This is a genomic window from Vreelandella piezotolerans (assembly GCF_012427705.1).
Lineage (GTDB): Bacteria > Pseudomonadota > Gammaproteobacteria > Pseudomonadales > Halomonadaceae > Vreelandella > Vreelandella piezotolerans.
In genome coordinates this window covers 193346-211039 of the sequence record NZ_CP048602.1, presented here as the reverse complement: position 1 = coordinate 211039, position 17694 = coordinate 193346, and the positions used below count along the sequence as shown (strand labels likewise).

The 17694-nt window shown below is 57.0% G+C and carries 13 protein-coding genes and 1 tRNA gene; all 14 read right to left on the bottom strand.

Features of this window, described 5'->3' with window-relative positions:
• Positions 1–116: 116 nt before the first annotated feature.
• The 14 genes from rpsJ to GYM47_RS00870 all read right to left on the bottom strand — a co-directional run bounded on the left by rpsJ (position 117) and on the right by GYM47_RS00870 (position 17555).
• Positions 117–428 carry a 30S ribosomal protein S10 gene (rpsJ, locus tag GYM47_RS00935; RefSeq protein WP_009098983.1) on the bottom strand — a complete coding sequence of 104 codons (312 nt, stop codon included), beginning with the start codon at positions 426–428 and terminating at the stop codon, positions 117–119.
• A gap of 159 nt (positions 429–587) precedes the next feature.
• Positions 588–1781 carry an elongation factor Tu gene (gene tuf, locus GYM47_RS00930; protein WP_139527870.1) on the bottom strand — a complete coding sequence of 398 codons (1194 nt, stop codon included), beginning with the start codon at positions 1779–1781 and terminating at the stop codon, positions 588–590.
• A 29-nt stretch (positions 1782–1810) separates the two neighbouring features.
• On the bottom strand, positions 1811–3934 hold the full coding sequence (fusA, locus tag GYM47_RS00925; protein WP_139527869.1) for an elongation factor G: 2124 nt from the start codon (positions 3932–3934) through the stop codon (positions 1811–1813).
• A gap of 167 nt (positions 3935–4101) precedes the next feature.
• Positions 4102–4572, bottom strand: a complete 471-nt coding sequence (gene rpsG, locus GYM47_RS00920; protein WP_016915771.1) for a 30S ribosomal protein S7 — start codon at positions 4570–4572, stop codon at positions 4102–4104.
• A 138-nt stretch (positions 4573–4710) separates the two neighbouring features.
• Entirely contained in the window at positions 4711–5085 is a 375-nt protein-coding gene (gene rpsL, locus GYM47_RS00915) for a 30S ribosomal protein S12 (protein ID WP_009098973.1), read from the bottom strand.
• A 195-nt stretch (positions 5086–5280) separates the two neighbouring features.
• Complete coding sequence (rpoC, locus tag GYM47_RS00910) at positions 5281–9495, bottom strand: DNA-directed RNA polymerase subunit beta' (RefSeq protein WP_153843238.1); 4215 nt, start codon at positions 9493–9495, stop codon at positions 5281–5283.
• 10 nt (positions 9496–9505) lie between these two features.
• Positions 9506–13582, bottom strand: coding sequence for a DNA-directed RNA polymerase subunit beta (gene rpoB / locus GYM47_RS00905; protein WP_153843239.1), 4077 nt, complete (start codon positions 13580–13582; stop codon positions 9506–9508).
• 361 nt (positions 13583–13943) lie between these two features.
• Positions 13944–14315 (bottom strand): 50S ribosomal protein L7/L12, encoded by a 372-nt coding sequence (rplL, locus tag GYM47_RS00900; RefSeq protein WP_139527866.1) that lies wholly within the window; start codon positions 14313–14315, stop codon positions 13944–13946.
• A gap of 112 nt (positions 14316–14427) precedes the next feature.
• Positions 14428–14934 carry a 50S ribosomal protein L10 gene (gene rplJ, locus GYM47_RS00895; protein ID WP_139527865.1) on the bottom strand — a complete coding sequence of 169 codons (507 nt, stop codon included), beginning with the start codon at positions 14932–14934 and terminating at the stop codon, positions 14428–14430.
• 298 nt (positions 14935–15232) lie between these two features.
• Complete coding sequence (gene rplA / locus GYM47_RS00890; RefSeq protein ID WP_139527864.1) at positions 15233–15925, bottom strand: 50S ribosomal protein L1; 693 nt, start codon at positions 15923–15925, stop codon at positions 15233–15235.
• 2 nt (positions 15926–15927) lie between these two features.
• The gene (gene rplK / locus GYM47_RS00885) at positions 15928–16359 is read right to left on the bottom strand and encodes a 50S ribosomal protein L11 (RefSeq protein ID WP_139527863.1); all 432 of its coding nucleotides are present in this window, start codon (positions 16357–16359) and stop codon (positions 15928–15930) included.
• A 122-nt stretch (positions 16360–16481) separates the two neighbouring features.
• The gene (gene nusG, locus GYM47_RS00880) at positions 16482–17015 is read right to left on the bottom strand and encodes a transcription termination/antitermination protein NusG (RefSeq protein ID WP_139527862.1); all 534 of its coding nucleotides are present in this window, start codon (positions 17013–17015) and stop codon (positions 16482–16484) included.
• An 8-nt stretch (positions 17016–17023) separates the two neighbouring features.
• On the bottom strand, positions 17024–17407 hold the full coding sequence (secE, locus tag GYM47_RS00875) for a preprotein translocase subunit SecE (protein ID WP_139527861.1): 384 nt from the start codon (positions 17405–17407) through the stop codon (positions 17024–17026).
• 72 nt (positions 17408–17479) lie between these two features.
• Positions 17480–17555 (bottom strand) — tRNA-Trp (locus tag GYM47_RS00870).
• Positions 17556–17694: the final 139 nt, after the last annotated feature.

The window sequence follows — 17694 nt, the reverse complement described above, 5'->3', positions numbered from 1 at the left end:
CCGCTATGGCTGCCCTTTCCAGAGCATTCCACTAGCACATTGTGTGGCGCCTCACGGCGCGGCGGCTGCTGCTCAAACATGATCGATGAGCGCTGGGCCGCAAAGTGTCTAGTGTATTAGTCGAGCTTGATTTGCACGTCTACGCCAGCGGCGAGATCGAGCTTCATCAGCGCATCAACGGTTTTCTCGGTCGGCTCGACGATATCGAGCACACGCTTGTGAGTACGAATCTCATACTGATCACGCGCATCTTTGTTGACGTGCGGTGAAATCAGGATGGTGTAGCGCTCGCGGTTGGTCGGCAGCGGAATCGGACCACGAACCTGAGCACCAGTACGCTTAGCGGTTTCAACGATCTCCGCTGTGGACTGATCGATCAGGCGATGGTCGAACGCTTTCAACCGAATGCGAATCTTTTGGTTCTGCATTTGCCCTAAACTCCAATGGATGTCGACGGCGCGAGCCGTCTACCCACGCATTCAAAGGATGCGCATTATAGGCACGCCAACAGCACATGTCAAACATTTGCGATTGGTGCGCAGAAAAGGGGGCTCACTAGAGCCCCCTCTTATCATCAAGTAATCAGATTACTTAACGATTTTGGCCACAACGCCAGCACCAACGGTACGACCACCTTCGCGAATCGCGAAGCGCAGACCGTCGTCCATAGCGATCGGAGCGATCAGGGTAACAACCATTTTCACGTTGTCGCCCGGCATGACCATTTCAACGCCTTCCGGCAGTTCACAAGTACCGGTAACGTCAGTGGTACGGAAGTAGAACTGCGGACGGTAGCCTTTGAAGAACGGGGTGTGACGACCACCTTCTTCTTTGGACAGTACGTAGACTTCGGCTTCGAAAACAGTGTGCGGGTTGATGGTGCCCGGCTTCGCCAGTACCTGACCACGCTCAACGTCATCACGCTTAGTACCACGTAGCAGCGCACCAACGTTCTCACCTGCACGACCTTCGTCGAGCAGCTTACGGAACATTTCTACGCCAGTAACGGTGGTTTTGGTGGTGTCGCGGATACCCACGATTTCCACTTCTTCACCAGCTTTAACGATACCGCGCTCTACACGACCGGTAACAACGGTACCACGGCCAGAGATAGAGAATACGTCTTCGATCGGCATCAGGAACGGCTGGTCGATCGCACGCTCCGGCTCAGGGATGTAGTCATCCAGAGCTTTGATCAGGTTAGCTACCGCAGTAGTACCCATGCCGTTCTCGTCTTCACCGTTCAGTGCCATCAGGGCAGAACCAGTGATGATCGGCGTGTCGTCACCCGGGAAGTCGTACTCGGACAGAAGTTCACGAACTTCCATTTCGACCAGCTCGAGCAGCTCTTCGTCATCGACCATGTCCGCTTTGTTCAGGAACACGACGATGAACGGAACGCCAACCTGACGAGACAGCAGGATGTGCTCACGCGTCTGCGGCATGGGGCCGTCAGCGGCAGAACATACCAGGATCGCGCCGTCCATCTGGGCAGCACCGGTGATCATGTTCTTGACGTAGTCAGCGTGTCCAGGGCAGTCAACGTGTGCGTAGTGACGCACTTCAGACTGGTATTCAACGTGAGATGTCGCGATGGTGATACCACGCTCACGCTCTTCCGGAGCGTTATCGATGGTATCGAATTCACGCCAGTCGCCGCCGAAAACCTCAGCAGACACGCGGGTCAGGGCCGCTGTCAGAGTCGTTTTACCGTGGTCGACGTGACCGATGGTGCCGACGTTGACGTGCGGTTTGGAACGTTCAAATTTTTCCTTAGCCACTGCTATAACCTCTTTACGTTAGCTAACGGTTAACCGTTTTGGTTGATGACGGCTTCAACGACGCTGGAGGGCGCCTCCTCGTACTTCGCGAACTCCATAGAGTAGCTCGCACGGCCCTGGGTCTGTGAGCGCAGATCGGTTGCGTAACCGAACATCTCACCCAGTGGCACCGTTGCACGAATGACTTTACCAGAGGAAGAGTCATCCATGCCCTGCACCAGGCCGCGACGACGGTTCAGGTCGCCCATGACGTCACCCATAAACTCTTCGGGGGTCACGACTTCGACCTTCATCACCGGCTCCAGCAGCACGGCCTTGGCCTTCCTGGCACCTTCTTTCACTGCCATAGAAGAAGCAATCTTGAACGCAGTCTCGTTAGAGTCCACGTCATGGTAGGAACCATCGAACAGCGATACTTTGACGTCGATCATCGGGTAACCCGCGATGACACCATTTTGCAGCTGCTCGAAAGCACCTTTCTCAACCGCAGGTACGTATTCCTTCGGAACCACACCACCTACGATCTCAGAGTTGAACTTGAAGAAGATCTCTTCTTCGCCTTCACCCTTCTCTTCTGCAGTCAGCGGCTCGATACGCAGCCACACGTGACCGTACTGACCACGACCACCGGACTGACGTACGAATTTACCTTCCTGCTCGACGCTGCCACGAATCGTTTCACGGTAGGCAACCTGCGGCTTACCGATGTTCGCTTCTACCTTGAACTCGCGACGCATACGGTCAACGATGATGTCCAGGTGCAGCTCGCCCATACCCGAGATGATGGTTTGGCCGGTCTCTTCGTCGGTCTTGACCTGGAAAGAGGGGTCTTCCTGAGCCAGTTTACCCAGCGCAACGCCCATCTTCTCTTGGTCGGCCTTGGATTTCGGCTCAACGGCAACCGAGATGACCGGATCCGGGAACTCCATGCGCTCGAGAACGATTTTGTTATCGATGTCGCACAGAGTGTCACCTGTAGTGACGTCCTTCAGACCGATACAAGCAGCGATGTCGCCTGCGAGTACTTCTTTGATCTCTTCGCGAGAGTTGGCGTGCATCTGAACGATACGACCAACGCGCTCTTTCTTCTGCTTCACGGAGTTGTAGACACCGTCACCAGATTTCAGAACGCCTGAGTAGACGCGAATGAAGGTCAGCGTACCAACGAAGGGGTCGGTGGCGATCTTGAACGCTAGTGCAGCGAACGGAGCGCTATCGTCTGCTTCACGAGTCGCGACGGTGCCGTCTTTGTCGTCCAGCTCACCTTCGATCGCCTTGACTTCTGTCGGCGAAGGCATGTACTCGATAACGCCGTCCAGTACCGCCTGAACACCTTTGTTCTTGAAAGCAGAACCACAGGTAACCAGAACGATCTCGTTAGCCAGCGTGCGAGCGCGCAGACCTGCCTTGATTTCAGCGACGGTTAGCTCGCCTTCTTCAAGGTACTTGTCCATCAGCTCTTCAGAGGCTTCGGCAGCCGCTTCGACCATCTGCTCGCGGTACTCTTCAGCGGTCTCTTGCAGCTCCGCCGGAATGTCCACGAGGTCGAAGTTCATGCCCAGGCTCTCTTCGTCCCACAAGATGGCTTTCATCTCGATCAGGTCGATAACGCCTTTGAAGTCTTCTTCCGTACCCCAGTTGATCTGGATCGGCACAGCGTTGGCACCCAGACGCTCTTTCAGCTGGTTGACAACCATGAAGAAGTCAGCGCCGGTACGGTCCATCTTATTGACGAATACCATACGCGGAACTTCGTATTTGTTGGCCTGACGCCATACGGTCTCGGTCTGCGGCTGAACGCCGGAGGAACCGCACAGTACGACGACCGCGCCATCGAGAACGCGCAGAGAACGCTCGACTTCGATGGTGAAGTCAACGTGCCCAGGCGTATCGATGATGTTGATGCGGTGCTCATCGAACTGCTTACTCATGCCCTGCCAGAAACAGGTCGTTGCAGCCGAGGTGATAGTGATACCACGCTCCTGCTCCTGCTCCATCCAGTCCATGGTCGCCGCACCGTCATGCACTTCACCCACTTTGTGGGAAAGGCCGGTGTAGAACAGTACGCGCTCGGTCGTTGTGGTTTTACCCGCATCGACGTGTGCCACGATACCGATGTTGCGATAACGCTTAAGTGGAGTCTTGCGTGCCACGGTGAAACTCCCGTTAGTTGGCGATGCTCGTTAATCCAGCGGTGTACTTTTTGCTTATGCCACCGCCGCCATCGACAACGATAGCGGCGGCGTGTTGCAACATGACGAACATCTTTTCAATCACACTGCAACTGGCAAAAAGCGACACAAACTTAGAAGCGCCGAGCTTAGAAACGATAGTGAGAGAAGGCCTTGTTGGCTTCTGCCATGCGGTGTACGTCTTCACGCTTCTTAACGGCAGAACCTTTACCTTCAGCGGCATCCAGCATTTCACCTGCCAGACGCTGAACCATCGTTTTTTCACCGCGACGACGCGCAGCGTCTACCAGCCAGCGCATTGCCAGCGCTTGACGGCGTGACGGACGAACTTCAACCGGCACCTGATAGGTCGCACCACCTACGCGGCGAGACTTAACTTCGACCATCGGCTGGATGGTTTCCAGCGCTTTGTCGAAGATTTCCAGCGGCTCTTCTTTACTACGCTCGGCAACCTTGTCCAACGCACCGTATACGATGCGCTCAGCTACGGACTTCTTGCCGCTGACCATCAGGTGGTTCATGAACTTCGCCAGACGCTCACTTCCGAACTTGGGATCCGGCAGGATTTCGCGTTTAGCTACAACTCTTCTTCTAGGCATGATAAGCCCTCAATTAAGGATCCTTCAGGTAAACCCGGGACTCACGTCGCTCGTTGCGCCGCCCGACCTTACTCTTATCAGACCGATATATTCGTGTGAAAGGTAACGCCGCAGCCCTTGATGCTGCGATAAGACGTCTTAGGACTTCGGACGCTTAGTACCGTACTTAGAACGACCCTGCTTACGGTTCTGAACGCCAGAGGTGTCCAGGGCGCCACGAACGGTGTGATAACGCACACCGGGCAAATCCTTTACACGACCGCCGCGGATCAGAACAACAGAGTGTTCTTGCAGGTTGTGACCTTCACCACCGATGTAAGAAGAGACTTCAAAACCGTTGGTCAGGCGCACACGGCAAACCTTACGCAGCGCCGAGTTCGGTTTCTTCGGGGTGGTGGTGTAAACGCGCGTACAAACGCCGCGCTTTTGCGGGCATGCCTGAAGCGCAGGCACGTCACTTTTAGTGACGGGGCGCTTGCGCGGCTTGCGCACTAGCTGATTAATCGTTGCCATGGTGTTTAGCTGACTCCAATGGTTGCCTTAGCCTTTAACAAGTACCTTCAGCGGATGCGGGCGCACCCGCCCCACTGTTAAAGGCTGCGCATTCTAAAGGCTGACCCCAGGTGGCGTCAAGTCTTGCCGATGTATTCGCCGACAAGACCCTGCTCTTTGGGCCAGCTACTCGTGTTGCTCGTTGTCTACCGTTGGTTACAGATCGTCGTCTGAATCCAGGGCGGTCAACTGAGCGCCAAGCTCCTGCTCTACCTCGGTGGCCGAGGGATTGAACAGACGCTCTACGTCTTCGCGCTTGCGACGACGCTCTGCGTGATGGGTCAGACCGGTACCTGCCGGAATCAGACGTCCAACCACCACGTTTTCTTTCAGGCCGCGCAGGTAGTCGCGCTTGCCGGTTACCGCTGCTTCGGTCAGTACGCGGGTCGTTTCCTGGAACGACGCGGCGGAGATGAACGACTCAGTGGCCAAGCTGGCCTTGGTGATACCCAGCAGCAAGCGCTGATACTTGGCCGGGAACTTGCCTTCTTTCTCCAGACGCTCGTTCTGCTCCAGTACGCGCACCAGTTCTGCCTGGTCGCCGGTAATGAAGTCAGAGTCGCCGGAATCGGTGATCTCCACCTTGCGCAGCATCTGACGCACGATGACTTCGATGTGCTTGTCGTTGATGCCTACGCCCTGCAGACGATAAACGTCCTGTACTTCGGCGGTGATGTACTTGGCCAGCTCCGCGACACCCAGCAGACGCAGGATATCGTGCGGGTTGCTTGGGCCATCGGAGATCACCTCCCCCTTCTCGACCGTCTCGCCTTCGAACACGGCGATTTGACGCCATTTCGGGATCAGCGCCTCAAACGGATCGCCAGACTCAGGCGTAATCGTCAAACGACGCTTACCTTTGGTCTCTTTACCGAAGCTCACCACACCGCTGATTTCCGCCAAAATAGCGGACTCTTTGGGTTTACGCGCTTCGAACAAGTCAGCCACGCGGGGCAGACCACCGGTGATGTCCTTGTTACCCGACGCCTCGACAGGGATACGCGCAACGACCTCACCTACACCGATGGTCGCACCGTCGTCCACCGAGATGATGGAGTTACCCGGTAGCAGGTATTGAACCGGCGTATTGGAACCGGACACGGATACGTACTCACCAGCGGCATCTTTCAGCATCACCATCGGGCGCTTGTCACGACCCGCCATTGGGCGTGCGGCCGACTCGATCACTTCGATGGACGACAGACCGGTCATCTCATCGACACTGCGGTGCATGGTGACACCTTCATCGAGGTCGATGAATTGCGCCTTACCTTCCACTTCCGCAATGATCGGGTGGGTGTGCGGATCCCACTTGGCTACGACAGCACCGGCATCGACCACGTCGCCATCGCGCACGGAGAGCTCGGCACCATAGGGCAGCTTGTAGTACTCACGCTCACGACCGTGATCGTCGGCAACCGCCAAGGCGCTCGAACGAGAGACCACGACCAGTTTGCCGTCGGCACGCTCAACGTGCTTGATGTTATGCAGGCGCACTTTACCGCCGTGCTTGACCTGAACGCTGTCGACCGCAGACGAACGCGATGCTGCACCACCGATGTGGAACGTACGCATGGTCAGCTGGGTACCCGGCTCACCGATCGACTGTGCGGCGATGACACCGACGGACTCACCGATGTTGACCTGGTGGCCACGGGCAAGGTCACGTCCGTAACAGGCGGAACACACGCCGTGAGCGGTATCACAGGTAATCGTGGAGCGTACGACGATTTCGTCAACGCCCATGGTGTCCAGCGAGGCACACCACTTCTCGTCGAGCAGCGTATTACGCGGAATCAGTACTTCTTCGGTACTCGGATCGACCACGTCCTGCGCGACGACACGACCCAGTACGCGCTGAGACAGCGGTACGATGATATCGCCACCCTCGATGATCGGGTGCAGCGTCAGGCCGTTTTCGGTGCCACAGTCAGTCTCGGTAATCACCAAGTCCTGAGCAACGTCTACCAGACGACGAGTCAGATAACCGGAGTTGGCCGTTTTCAGTGCCGTATCCGCCAGACCTTTACGTGCGCCGTGGGTCGAGATGAAGTACTGAAGTACGTTCAGACCTTCACGGAAGTTGGCCACGATCGGCGTTTCGATGATCGAGCCATCCGGCTTGGCCATCAGGCCACGCATACCCGCCAACTGACGGATCTGAGCGGCACTACCACGAGCACCGGAGTCGGCCATGATGAAGACGCTGTTGAACGAGTCTTGCTCGACGTCGTTACCATCACGATCAACGACCGTCTCTTTCGAGATACCCACCATCATCGCCTTGGCAACTTTATCGTTCGCCTTGGACCAGATATCGATAACTTTGTTGTACTTCTCGCCTGCGGTTACCAGGCCAGAGGAGAACTGGTCTTCGATCTCTTTGACTTCTGCTTCAGCGGCATCAACGATCTCGGTCTTGGCATCGGGGATAACGAAGTCGTTAACACCGATCGAGGCACCGGACCAGGTCGCCAGACGGAAGCCGGTGTACATCAGCTGGTCAGCGAAGATGACAGTGGGCTTCAGCCCCGCACGACGGTATACCTCGTTGATCAGGCTGGAAATCGCCTTCTTCTTCATCGGCTGATCGATCAGCGCGAACGGAACGCCTTCCGGCAGAATGCGGAACAGCAGCGCACGACCGACGGTGGTGTCGTAAAGACGGCGGTGCTCGGAGCGCTCGCCAGTCTCTTCGTCGACGTCCACTTCGTCCAGACGCACCTTGACGCGGGCATGCAGCGACACGGACTGTGTGCCGAAGGCGCGCTCTACCTCATTGAGGTCGGAGAACACCATGCCTTCGCCCTTGGCGTTGATCTTTTCACGGGTCATGTAATACAGACCCAGAACAACGTCCTGCGACGGTACGATGATCGGCTCGCCGTTGGCCGGCGACAGCACGTTGTTGGTCGCCATCATCAGCGCGCGGGCTTCGAGCTGGGCTTCCAGCGTCAGCGGTACGTGAACCGCCATCTGGTCACCGTCGAAGTCAGCGTTGTAGGCCGCACAGACGAGCGGGTGCAGCTGAATCGCCTTACCTTCGATCAGCAGCGGCTCGAACGCCTGGATACCCAGACGGTGCAGCGTCGGCGCGCGGTTGAGCAGTACCGGGTGTTCGCGAATGACGTCGGCCAGGATGTCCCATACTTCCGGCAGCTCGCGCTCGACCATCTTCTTCGCGGCTTTGATCGTGGACGCATGGCCCAGCGACTGCAGCTTGGAGTAGATGAACGGCTTGAACAGCTCGAGCGCCATTTTCTTCGGCAGACCGCACTGGTGCAGACGCAGGGTCGGGCCCACGGTGATCACCGAACGGCCGGAGTAGTCGACGCGCTTACCCAGCAGGTTCTGACGGAAACGCCCCTGCTTACCCTTGATCATGTCGGCCAAGGATTTCAGCGGGCGTTTGTTAGAGCCCGTGATGGCACGGCCGCGGCGGCCGTTATCCAGCAGTGCGTCGACCGCTTCCTGCAGCATACGCTTCTCGTTACGCACGATGATGTCGGGCGCATTGAGGTCGAGCAGACGCTTCAAACGGTTGTTACGGTTGATCACACGACGGTAGAGGTCGTTGAGATCCGAGGTCGCGAAACGGCCACCGTCTAGCGGCACCAACGGACGCAGGTCCGGCGGTAGTACGGGCAGCACTTCCATGACCATCCACGCCGGCGCATTGCCGGAGTGGTAGAACGCTTCCAGCAGCTTCAAGCGCTTGGAGAGCTTCTTGATCTTGGTTTCAGAGTTGGTCTGCGGAATCTCTTCACGCAGCGTGTTGATCTCTTCTTCCAGATCGATGTCTTTGAGCAGCTCCTGAACGGCTTCGGCCCCCATACGGGCGTCGAAGTCGTCGCCGAACTCTTCCAAGGCTTCGAAGTACTGCTCGTCGTTGAGCAGCTGACCACGCTCCAGCGTGGTCATGCCGGGGTCGATGACCACGAAGCTTTCGAAATAGAGCACGCGCTCGATATCACGCAGCGTCATATCGAGGAACATGCCGATACGCGACGGCAGGGATTTCAAAAACCAAATGTGAGCCACCGGCGATGCCAGTTCGATGTGACCCATGCGCTCACGGCGCACGGCCGCCTTGGTGACTTCGACACCACACTTCTCACAGATGATGCCGCGGTGCTTCATGCGCTTATATTTGCCGCACAAGCACTCGTAGTCTTTGACCGGGCCGAAAATCTTGGCACAGAACAGACCATCCCGTTCCGGCTTAAAGGTACGGTAGTTGATGGTCTCAGGCTTCTTCACCTCGCCGAAGGACCAGGAGCGAATCATGTCCGGCGACGCCAGGGTAATCTTGATCGCGTCAAACTCTTCGGACTGAGATTGCGATTTGAGTACTTTCACCAAATCTTTCATGGGACGGCTCCTAGCTCTCTAACTCGATATCGATGCCCAGCGAGCGGATTTCCTTCACGAGTACGTTGAAGGATTCCGGCATGCCTGCCTGCATGGTGTGGTCGCCATCCACGATGTTCTTGTACATCTTGGTGCGGCCTTCGACGTCGTCCGACTTGACGGTGAGCATCTCTTGCAGCGTGTACGCGGCGCCATAGGCTTCCAGCGCCCACACTTCCATCTCACCAAAGCGCTGACCACCGAACTGCGCCTTACCACCCAGCGGCTGCTGCGTAACAAGCGAGTAAGAACCGGTAGAACGCGCGTGCATCTTGTCGTCTACCAGGTGGTTGAGCTTCAGCATGTACATGTAGCCAACGGTCACCGGACGGTCAAACGCATCGCCGGTACGGCCATCGTACAGCGTCATTTGGCCCGACTCCGGAATGTCCGCCAGCTTCAGCAGGTGCTTGATTTCGTGCTCTTTGGCACCGTCGAACACCGGCGTGGCCATGGGCACACCGCCCTTTAGGTTCTTCGCCAGCGCGATGACTTCGTCATCGGTCAAGGAGTCGATATCCTCGACGCGGGTACCCGGCGTGTTATACACCTGACCCAGGAAGTCACGAATTTCAGCGACTTGCTGACCGCGGGCGTCGCGCAGCATGGCGTCGATTTTGACACCCAAGCCGCGTGCCGCCATACCCAGGTGGGTTTCCAGAATCTGACCGACGTTCATACGCGACGGTACACCCAGCGGGTTCAGTACCACGTCCACCGGCTCGCCCTTCTCGTCGAACGGCATGTCTTCGATGGGCATGATCGCAGAGATAACACCTTTGTTACCGTGACGACCGGCCATCTTGTCACCGGGCTGAATACGACGCTTGACCGCCATATAGACCTTGACGATCTTCAGCACGCCCGGCGCGAGGTCATCGCCCTGGGTCAACTTGCGCTTCTTGTCTTCGAAACGCTCGTCCATCTCTTTCCGACGGTTTTCGAGCTGCTCGTCGGCCTGGGCCAGCAGTTCGTTGTAGGACTCGTCCTGCATACGCAGCTTGAACCACTGCTGACGGGGCAGTTCGTCCAGATACGCGTCGTCCAGCACGTCGCCTTTCTTCAGCTGCGGACCGCCGTTGACGGCCTGACCTGCCAGCGTACGCTTCAGACGCTCAAAGGTGGCATCTTCGGCGATGCGGTAGGTCTCTTGAAGATCCTTACGCACTTCGTCCAGCTGCATCTGCTCGATGGAGAGTGCACGGGAGTCTTTTTCGACGCCGTCACGGGTGAAGACCTGAACGTCGATGACCGTCCCTTTCATGCCGGTGGGAGCACGCAGAGAGGTATCTTTTACGTCAGACGCTTTCTCACCGAAGATGGCGCGCAGCAGCTTCTCTTCGGGCGTCAGCTGGGTTTCGCCTTTGGGCGTGACCTTACCGACCAGAATATCGCCGGGGCCGACTTCGGCACCAATGTAAACAACGCCCGCTTCGTCCAATTTGCCCAGCGCCGATTCACCGACGTTGGGAATATCGGAGGTGATCTCTTCCGGCCCCAACTTGGTGTCGCGGGACACACAGGTCAGCTCCTGGATGTGGATCGTGGTGAAACGGTCTTCTTGAACCACACGCTCGGAGAGCAGGATGGAGTCCTCGAAGTTGTAGCCGTTCCAGGGCATGAACGCGATACGCATGTTCTGGCCAAGCGCGAGGTCACCCATGTCGACGGACGGACCGTCGGCGAGGATGTCACCACGCGCCACGTTGTCACCAGGGCGCACGATGGGGCGCTGGTTCATGCAGGTGTTCTGGTTGGAACGGGTGTACTTGGTCAGGTTGTAGATGTCGACACCGGCTTCACCGCCGATGATTTCATCTTCGTTGACCCGCACCACCACACGACGCGCGTCGACGGAGTCAATGACGCCGCCGCGGCGCGCCACGGCACACACGCCGGAGTCACGGGCCACGAAACGCTCCATGCCGGTACCGACCAGCGGCTTGTCGGCGCGCAGGGTCGGAACGGCCTGACGCTGCATGTTCGCACCCATCAAGGCGCGGTTGGCATCGTCGTGCTCGAGGAACGGAATCAGCGCGGCGGCTACGGAGACGACCTGACGCGGAGACACGTCCATCAGCGTCACCTGTTCGGGACGCATGAAGGTCGTCTCGCCACGGTGACGCACCTGCACCAAGTCATCGCTCAACTTGCCAGACTCATCTACGGCAGCAGAGGCCTGGGCGATAACGAAATCGCCCTCCTCGATGGCAGAGAGATGCACCACGTCATCGGTCACCTGGCTATTGACGACCTTACGGTAAGGCGTCTCCAGGAAGCCGTAGCTATTGGTGTGGCTGTACGTCGCCAGCGAGTTGATCAGACCAATGTTCGGGCCTTCCGGCGTCTCGATCGGGCACAGACGGCCATAGTGCGTGGCGTGTACGTCGCGCACTTCGAAGCCTGCACGCTCACGGGTTAGACCACCTGGGCCGAGTGCCGACACACGACGCTTGTGGGTCACCTCGGAGAGCGGGTTGTTCTGGTCCATGAACTGAGACAGCTGACTGGAGCCGAAGAACTCTTTCACCGCCGCCGCAACCGGCTTGGCGTTGATCAGGTCTTGCGGCATCAGGCCTTCGCTTTCCGCCATGGAAAGGCGCTCTTTCACCGCACGCTCGACGCGCACCAGACCGACGCGGAACTGGTTCTCGGCCATTTCGCCCACGCAGCGAATACGACGGTTACCCAGATGATCGATATCGTCCACGTCGCCGAAGCCGTTACGGATATTGATCAGCTCACGCAGGACATCGAGGATGTCTTTACGATCCAATACGCCAGAGCCCGTGTCGGATTCACGGCGCAGGCGACGGTTGAACTTCATCCGGCCAACGCCCGACAGGTCGTAGCGGTCTTCGGTGAAGAACAGGTTGTGGAACAGCGTCTCGGCAGCCTCTTTGGTGGGCGGCTCGCCGGGGCGCATCATGCGGTAAATCTCGACCAGCGCTTCCAACTGAGAGCCGGTGGTATCCAGCTTCAGAGTGTCGGAAATGAACGAACCGCAGTCGAGGTCGTTGGTGTAGAGGGTTTCGATATGCGTGATACCGCCCTGCGCCATACGCTCGAGGACTTCCGGAGTGATTTCCGTGTTACACGGGCAGATCAGCTCACCGGTTTTGGTATCGATTTGGTCTTTGGCCAGCGTTTTGCCGAACAGGTACTCCATCGGCACTTCCAGACGCTCAAGGCCGGCTTTTTCAAGCTGACGAATGTGCTTCTGAGTGATCCGACGGCCCTCTTCGACGATGACGCCGCCTTCGCCATCTTTGATGTCGAACGTGGCCGTTTCACCGCGCAGACGTGACGGTACCAGCTCCACCGAGAAACCGCTCTTCTCGATGTGGAACTTGCTGGTTTCGAAGAATTCGTCGAGGATCTCTTCGGTGCTCATGCCCAGCGCACGCATCAATACCGAAGCCGGCAGTTTGCGGCGGCGGTCGATACGCACGAAGACGTTGTCTTTCGGGTCGAACTCGAAGTCGAGCCAAGAGCCACGGTAAGGAATCACGCGAGCAGAGTAGAGCAACTTCCCTGAGGAGTGGCTCTTGCCTTTGTCGTGATCGAAGAACACACCGGGCGAACGGTGGAGCTGAGAAACGATAACCCGCTCAGTACCGTTGATGACGAAGGTACCGTTCTCGGTCATCAGGGGGATCTCCCCCATGTAGACTTCCTGCTCTTTGATGTCTTTGATGGCCTTGTTCGAAGAGTCGCGATCGTAGATGATCAAGCGAACCTTGACACGCAGCGGAGCGGAATAGGTCACGCCACGCAGCTGACACTCTTTGACATCGAACGCTGGCGTACCGAAACGGTAGCTCACGTACTCCAGGGCCGCATTGCCTGAGAAGCTCTCGATCGGGAACACGGACTTGAACGCCGCGTGCAGGCCAACCTCGTGGCGCTCGTCGGGCGAACGATCCTGCTGGAGAAAGTCGTAGTAGGAATCAAGCTGGATGGCCAGCAAGTAAGGCACATCCATCACTTGGGGCAGTTTGCCGAAATCCTTGCGGATGCGTTTTTTCTCAGTATATGAGTAAGCCATCTGTATTCCCCAGCTTGTTCACCATGGGTGACCGATGCGTGGTCATCTGCCCCGCGGGCGTTTCAGACGCAGACAGCAAGCTCCTAAATCGGTAGCTCGCCGTCAAAAATCTTGATAGATAACAGTGTTACAGTAGTGCTGTTCGCGCTTTGCTGTCGCTTGCCAACATCACTCGCGCTTCACAACTGACGCGTCACAACAACGTACGCTTCACAACAACGGTCTTACTGTTTTGCTGCTTTTTACCGCAGCGCTTCTGCTGTTGCCTTGCAGCATATTACAACAGAAAAAGGCCGGCAGCGGGATAGCCCGCCGCCAGCCGTGGAAGCTTACGCAGCGCGTAAAGCCATCAGCACAAGGATTACTTGAGCTCGACGGTTGCGCCCGCTTCTTCCAGCTTCTTCTTAGCGGCTTCAGCGTCTTCTTTAGACATGGCTTCTTTGATGGTCGCCGGCGCGCCGTCAACGGCACCCTTGGCTTCTTTCAGGCCAAGACCGGTGATTTCACGAACGGCTTTGATGACGTTAACTTTCTTGTCACCAGCAGATGCCAGTACCAGGTCAAATTCAGTCTGCTCTTCAGCAGCTGCTTCGCCGCCAGCAGCCGGACCAGCCATCACGGCCGCCGCTGCAGAAACGCCGAACTTCTCTTCCATCGCTTCGATCAGCTCGACAACTTCCATGACGGACATGTCGGCTACAGCATTGATGATATCGTCTTTGGTCAGTGCCATTGTTTCATTCCTAACTTTGCGGGAGTCTCGGTCGACCGAGAACTCAGGGTTCATTGCTTGGTTCAGGCAACGCTACGACTCGATCGTTCACGCCGCCTGCAAGAAACGCTGCTTAGGCAGCTTCGGCTTCTTGCTTTTGGTCGCGCAGTGCGGCCAGAGTACGAACCAGCTTGCCAGCGGAGGCTTCTTTCATGACCGACATCAACTTGGCAATCGCCTCGTCGTAGGTCGGCAGGGTTGCTAGACGATCGATGTCAGCAGCCGGAATCAGCTCACCTTCGTAGGCCAACGCTTTGACTTCGAAGTTCTTCTCATCTTTGGCGAAATCCTTGAACAGACGAGCGGCAGCGCCCGGATGCTCAGTAGAGAAAGCCAGCAGAGTAGGACCAACAAAGCTCTCGTTCAGGCACTCCCACTGAGTGCCTTCGAGTGCGCGGCGAGCCAGCGTGTTACGAACAACGCGAAGCTCTACACCGTTCTCGCGGGCCTGCTTACGCAGATCGGTCATTTTGCTGACCGTAACGCCACGAGAATCGGCAACTACGACGGAGAGTGCGCCCTTGGCCGCTTCACTGACCTCGGCAACAATCGCTTTCTTGCCTTCAAGTGCTAGTGGCACAGTGATCACTCCTTCGTGCCGGAACCCATCAAGGCTCCGGTGGTTACCATCTCTTCCAAGGCATACTGCTGGCCTTGGAAGCCTTGGGGGATGGTGCTCACCAGAAAGCGGCTTGCGAAAAGCGTTAACCAACTGGCGGCCACACCATCTGCGCAGGCGCTCTAGGGCGATTAAGCCGCCCCGTCTCAAAAGACGAGGCGGCACCTGCGGTCTTTGACGGCGCCTCGCTCGACTGACTGCCTAGCGAGGGACCGCAAAGTTCTTGCTCGGTACTTACTAAAACCTGCCGACGACTCGCTTATACCAGCGCAGAGTGGTCGATGGTCAAACCCGGGCCCATGGTAGTGGACAGGGTAATTTTCTTAAAGTAGATGCCTTTGGAGGAGCTCGGCTTGAGCTTCTTCAGGTCAGCTACCAGTGCTTCCAAGTTGCCCTGAACGGACGCCGCGTCAAAATCCACTTTACCTAGGGTCGTGTGGATGATGCCGTTCTTATCGGTACGGAAACGCACCTGACCCGCTTTGGCATTTTTGACCGCCGTCGCCACGTCAGGCGTCACGGTGCCTACTTTCGGGTTCGGCATCAGGCCACGCGGACCAAGAATTTGGCCCAACTGACCGACAACGCGCATCGCATCCGGAGAGGCGATGACCACGTCGAAGTCCATTTGGCCTTTTTTGACTTGCTCAGCCAGATCGTCCATACCCACGATGTCAGCACCGGCTTCTTTAGCCGCATCAGCATTGGCACCTTGGGTGAAGACGGCTACGCGAACGTCTTTACCAGTACCGTTAGGCATGACGGTAGCGCCACGTACGACCTGATCGGATTTACGCGGATCAACACCCAGGTTGATCGCCACATCCAGAGACTCTTTGAACTTGACAGTCGACAGCTCGGAAAGTAGCGCAACGGCTTCTTCCAGAGAGTACGCTTTGTTCGGGTCTACTTTCTCGCGAATGACTTTCGCGCGCTTAGACAATTTAGCCATGATCAGAGACCCTCCACGTTTAAGCCCATGCTACGAGCGCTACCAGCGATGGTGCGCACCGCGGCGTCGAGATCAGCAGCCGTCATATCCGGCTCTTTGGTCTTGGCGATCTCTTCGAGCTGCTCGCGAGTCACGGTACCGACTTTCTTCTTGTTCGGCTCACCAGAACCGGACTTGATGCCAGCCGCTTTCTTGAGCAGAACGGCGGCCGGCGGTGTTTTGGTGACGAACGTGAAGCTACGGTCAGAGTAGACAGTAATCACGACAGGCGTCGGCAGGCCCGGCTCAATTTCTTGAGTCGCAGCGTTGAACGCCTTACAGAATTCCATGATGTTCACGCCATGCTGACCCAGCGCGGGGCCTACGGGCGGACTCGGGTTGGCTTTACCTGCAGCAACCTGCAGTTTGATATAAGCCTGTACTTTCTTGGCCATGGTAAATACTCCAGTTGGGTGATAGCGCCTGACGGCTCCCCGGTACGCGTAAAGCAGCGCTGGGCTGCTTTACATGAATCCAGACTGGCGCGCATAGGACACCAGCCTGCAACATTTTGAGATTACTCTTTTTCTACCTGCGAGAACTCGAGCTCAACAGGCGTTGCACGCCCAAAGATCAGCACGCTGACCTGCAGGCGGCTCTTGTCGTAGTTCACCTCTTCAACGACACCGTTGAAGTCAGCAAACGGACCATCGATGACACGAACGGACTGACCCGGCTCGAACATGGTTTTGGGTCGCGGCTTGTCGGTGCCGTCTTTCACACGACGCAGAATGGCTTCCGCCTCGCGACTGGTAATCGCGGCGGGCTTCTCTTTGGTGCCGCCAATGAACCCCATGACACGCGGCGTTTCATTCACCAGGTGCCAAGTTTCATCCACCATTTCCATCTCGACTAACACGTAGCCCGGATAGAACTTGCGCTCACTCTTGCGGCGCTTACCGTCACGCATCTCAACCACTTCTTCCGTCGGCACCAGGATCTCGCCAAAGCGATCTTCCATGCCGTACATCTTCACACGCTCGATAAGCGAGCGCATGACATGCTTTTCGAAGCCGGAATAAGCGTGGACGACGTACCAACGTTTGGACATGAAAACTCCTAACCAATGACGCCGGACATCGCCCAGCCAAGAAGAGTATCGATCAACCACAGCATCAGACCCACCACCAGCACAGCCACTAGCACGATCGCCGTGGTTTGGATGGTTTCAGGACGGGTCGGCCATACAACGCGCTGAATCTCTTTCTTGGCGCTGATGGCAAGCTCAACCAAGTCACGGCCTTTGGTGGTTGTTAAGGCGATCAAACCCGCAAGCGCACACAACACCACCACACCTAAGACGCGGTAGAGCAGGCCAACATCGGTGAAATAGGTATTACCAACGACTGCAACGACAAGCAGCGCCACAACCGCCGCCCACTTGAGCCCGTCATGGCGCGTCTGTTGCACCTCTTCGCCATGTTTTACGGAACTAGGCTTCATAAAAACGAGACTCCCAAGGGTGCAGCGAGCGACAAAGGAATTCTAGAAAAGACATACCAACCTGGGGAAGGTTGGCAGGCCAGGAGGGAATCGAACCCCCAACCTGCGGTTTTGGAGACCGCTGCTCTGCCAATTGAGCTACTGGCCTGTATCGTCACGTGCGCAAGCAAACGCCTACGCAACAGCGGGCGCCATGATAGCGGAGAAACCCCCACCTGACAACCCTTACTTTTACCCTCCACCCAATGGGAGAGCAAAGACAAAAAAAGCGAGCTTCGCTCGCTTTT

Excerpts from the sequence above, each read along its gene's own strand:
- rpsJ (WP_009098983.1), bottom strand. The coding sequence starts at position 428 with ATGCAGAACCAAAAGATTCGCATTCGGTTGAAAGCGTTCGACCATCGC.
- rpsG (WP_016915771.1), bottom strand. The coding sequence starts at position 4,572 with ATGCCTAGAAGAAGAGTTGTAGCTAAACGCGAAATCCTGCCGGATCCC.
- rpsL (WP_009098973.1), bottom strand. The coding sequence starts at position 5,085 with ATGGCAACGATTAATCAGCTAGTGCGCAAGCCGCGCAAGCGCCCCGTC.
- rpoC (WP_153843238.1), bottom strand. The coding sequence starts at position 9,495 with ATGAAAGATTTGGTGAAAGTACTCAAATCGCAATCTCAGTCCGAAGAG.
- rpoB (WP_153843239.1), bottom strand. The coding sequence starts at position 13,582 with ATGGCTTACTCATATACTGAGAAAAAACGCATCCGCAAGGATTTCGGC.
- rplL (WP_139527866.1), bottom strand. The coding sequence starts at position 14,315 with ATGGCACTGACCAAAGACGATATCATCAATGCTGTAGCCGACATGTCC.
- rplA (WP_139527864.1), bottom strand. The coding sequence starts at position 15,925 with ATGGCTAAATTGTCTAAGCGCGCGAAAGTCATTCGCGAGAAAGTAGAC.
- rplK (WP_139527863.1), bottom strand. The coding sequence starts at position 16,359 with ATGGCCAAGAAAGTACAGGCTTATATCAAACTGCAGGTTGCTGCAGGT.
- nusG (WP_139527862.1), bottom strand. The coding sequence starts at position 17,015 with ATGTCCAAACGTTGGTACGTCGTCCACGCTTATTCCGGCTTCGAAAAG.
- secE (WP_139527861.1), bottom strand. The coding sequence starts at position 17,407 with ATGAAGCCTAGTTCCGTAAAACATGGCGAAGAGGTGCAACAGACGCGC.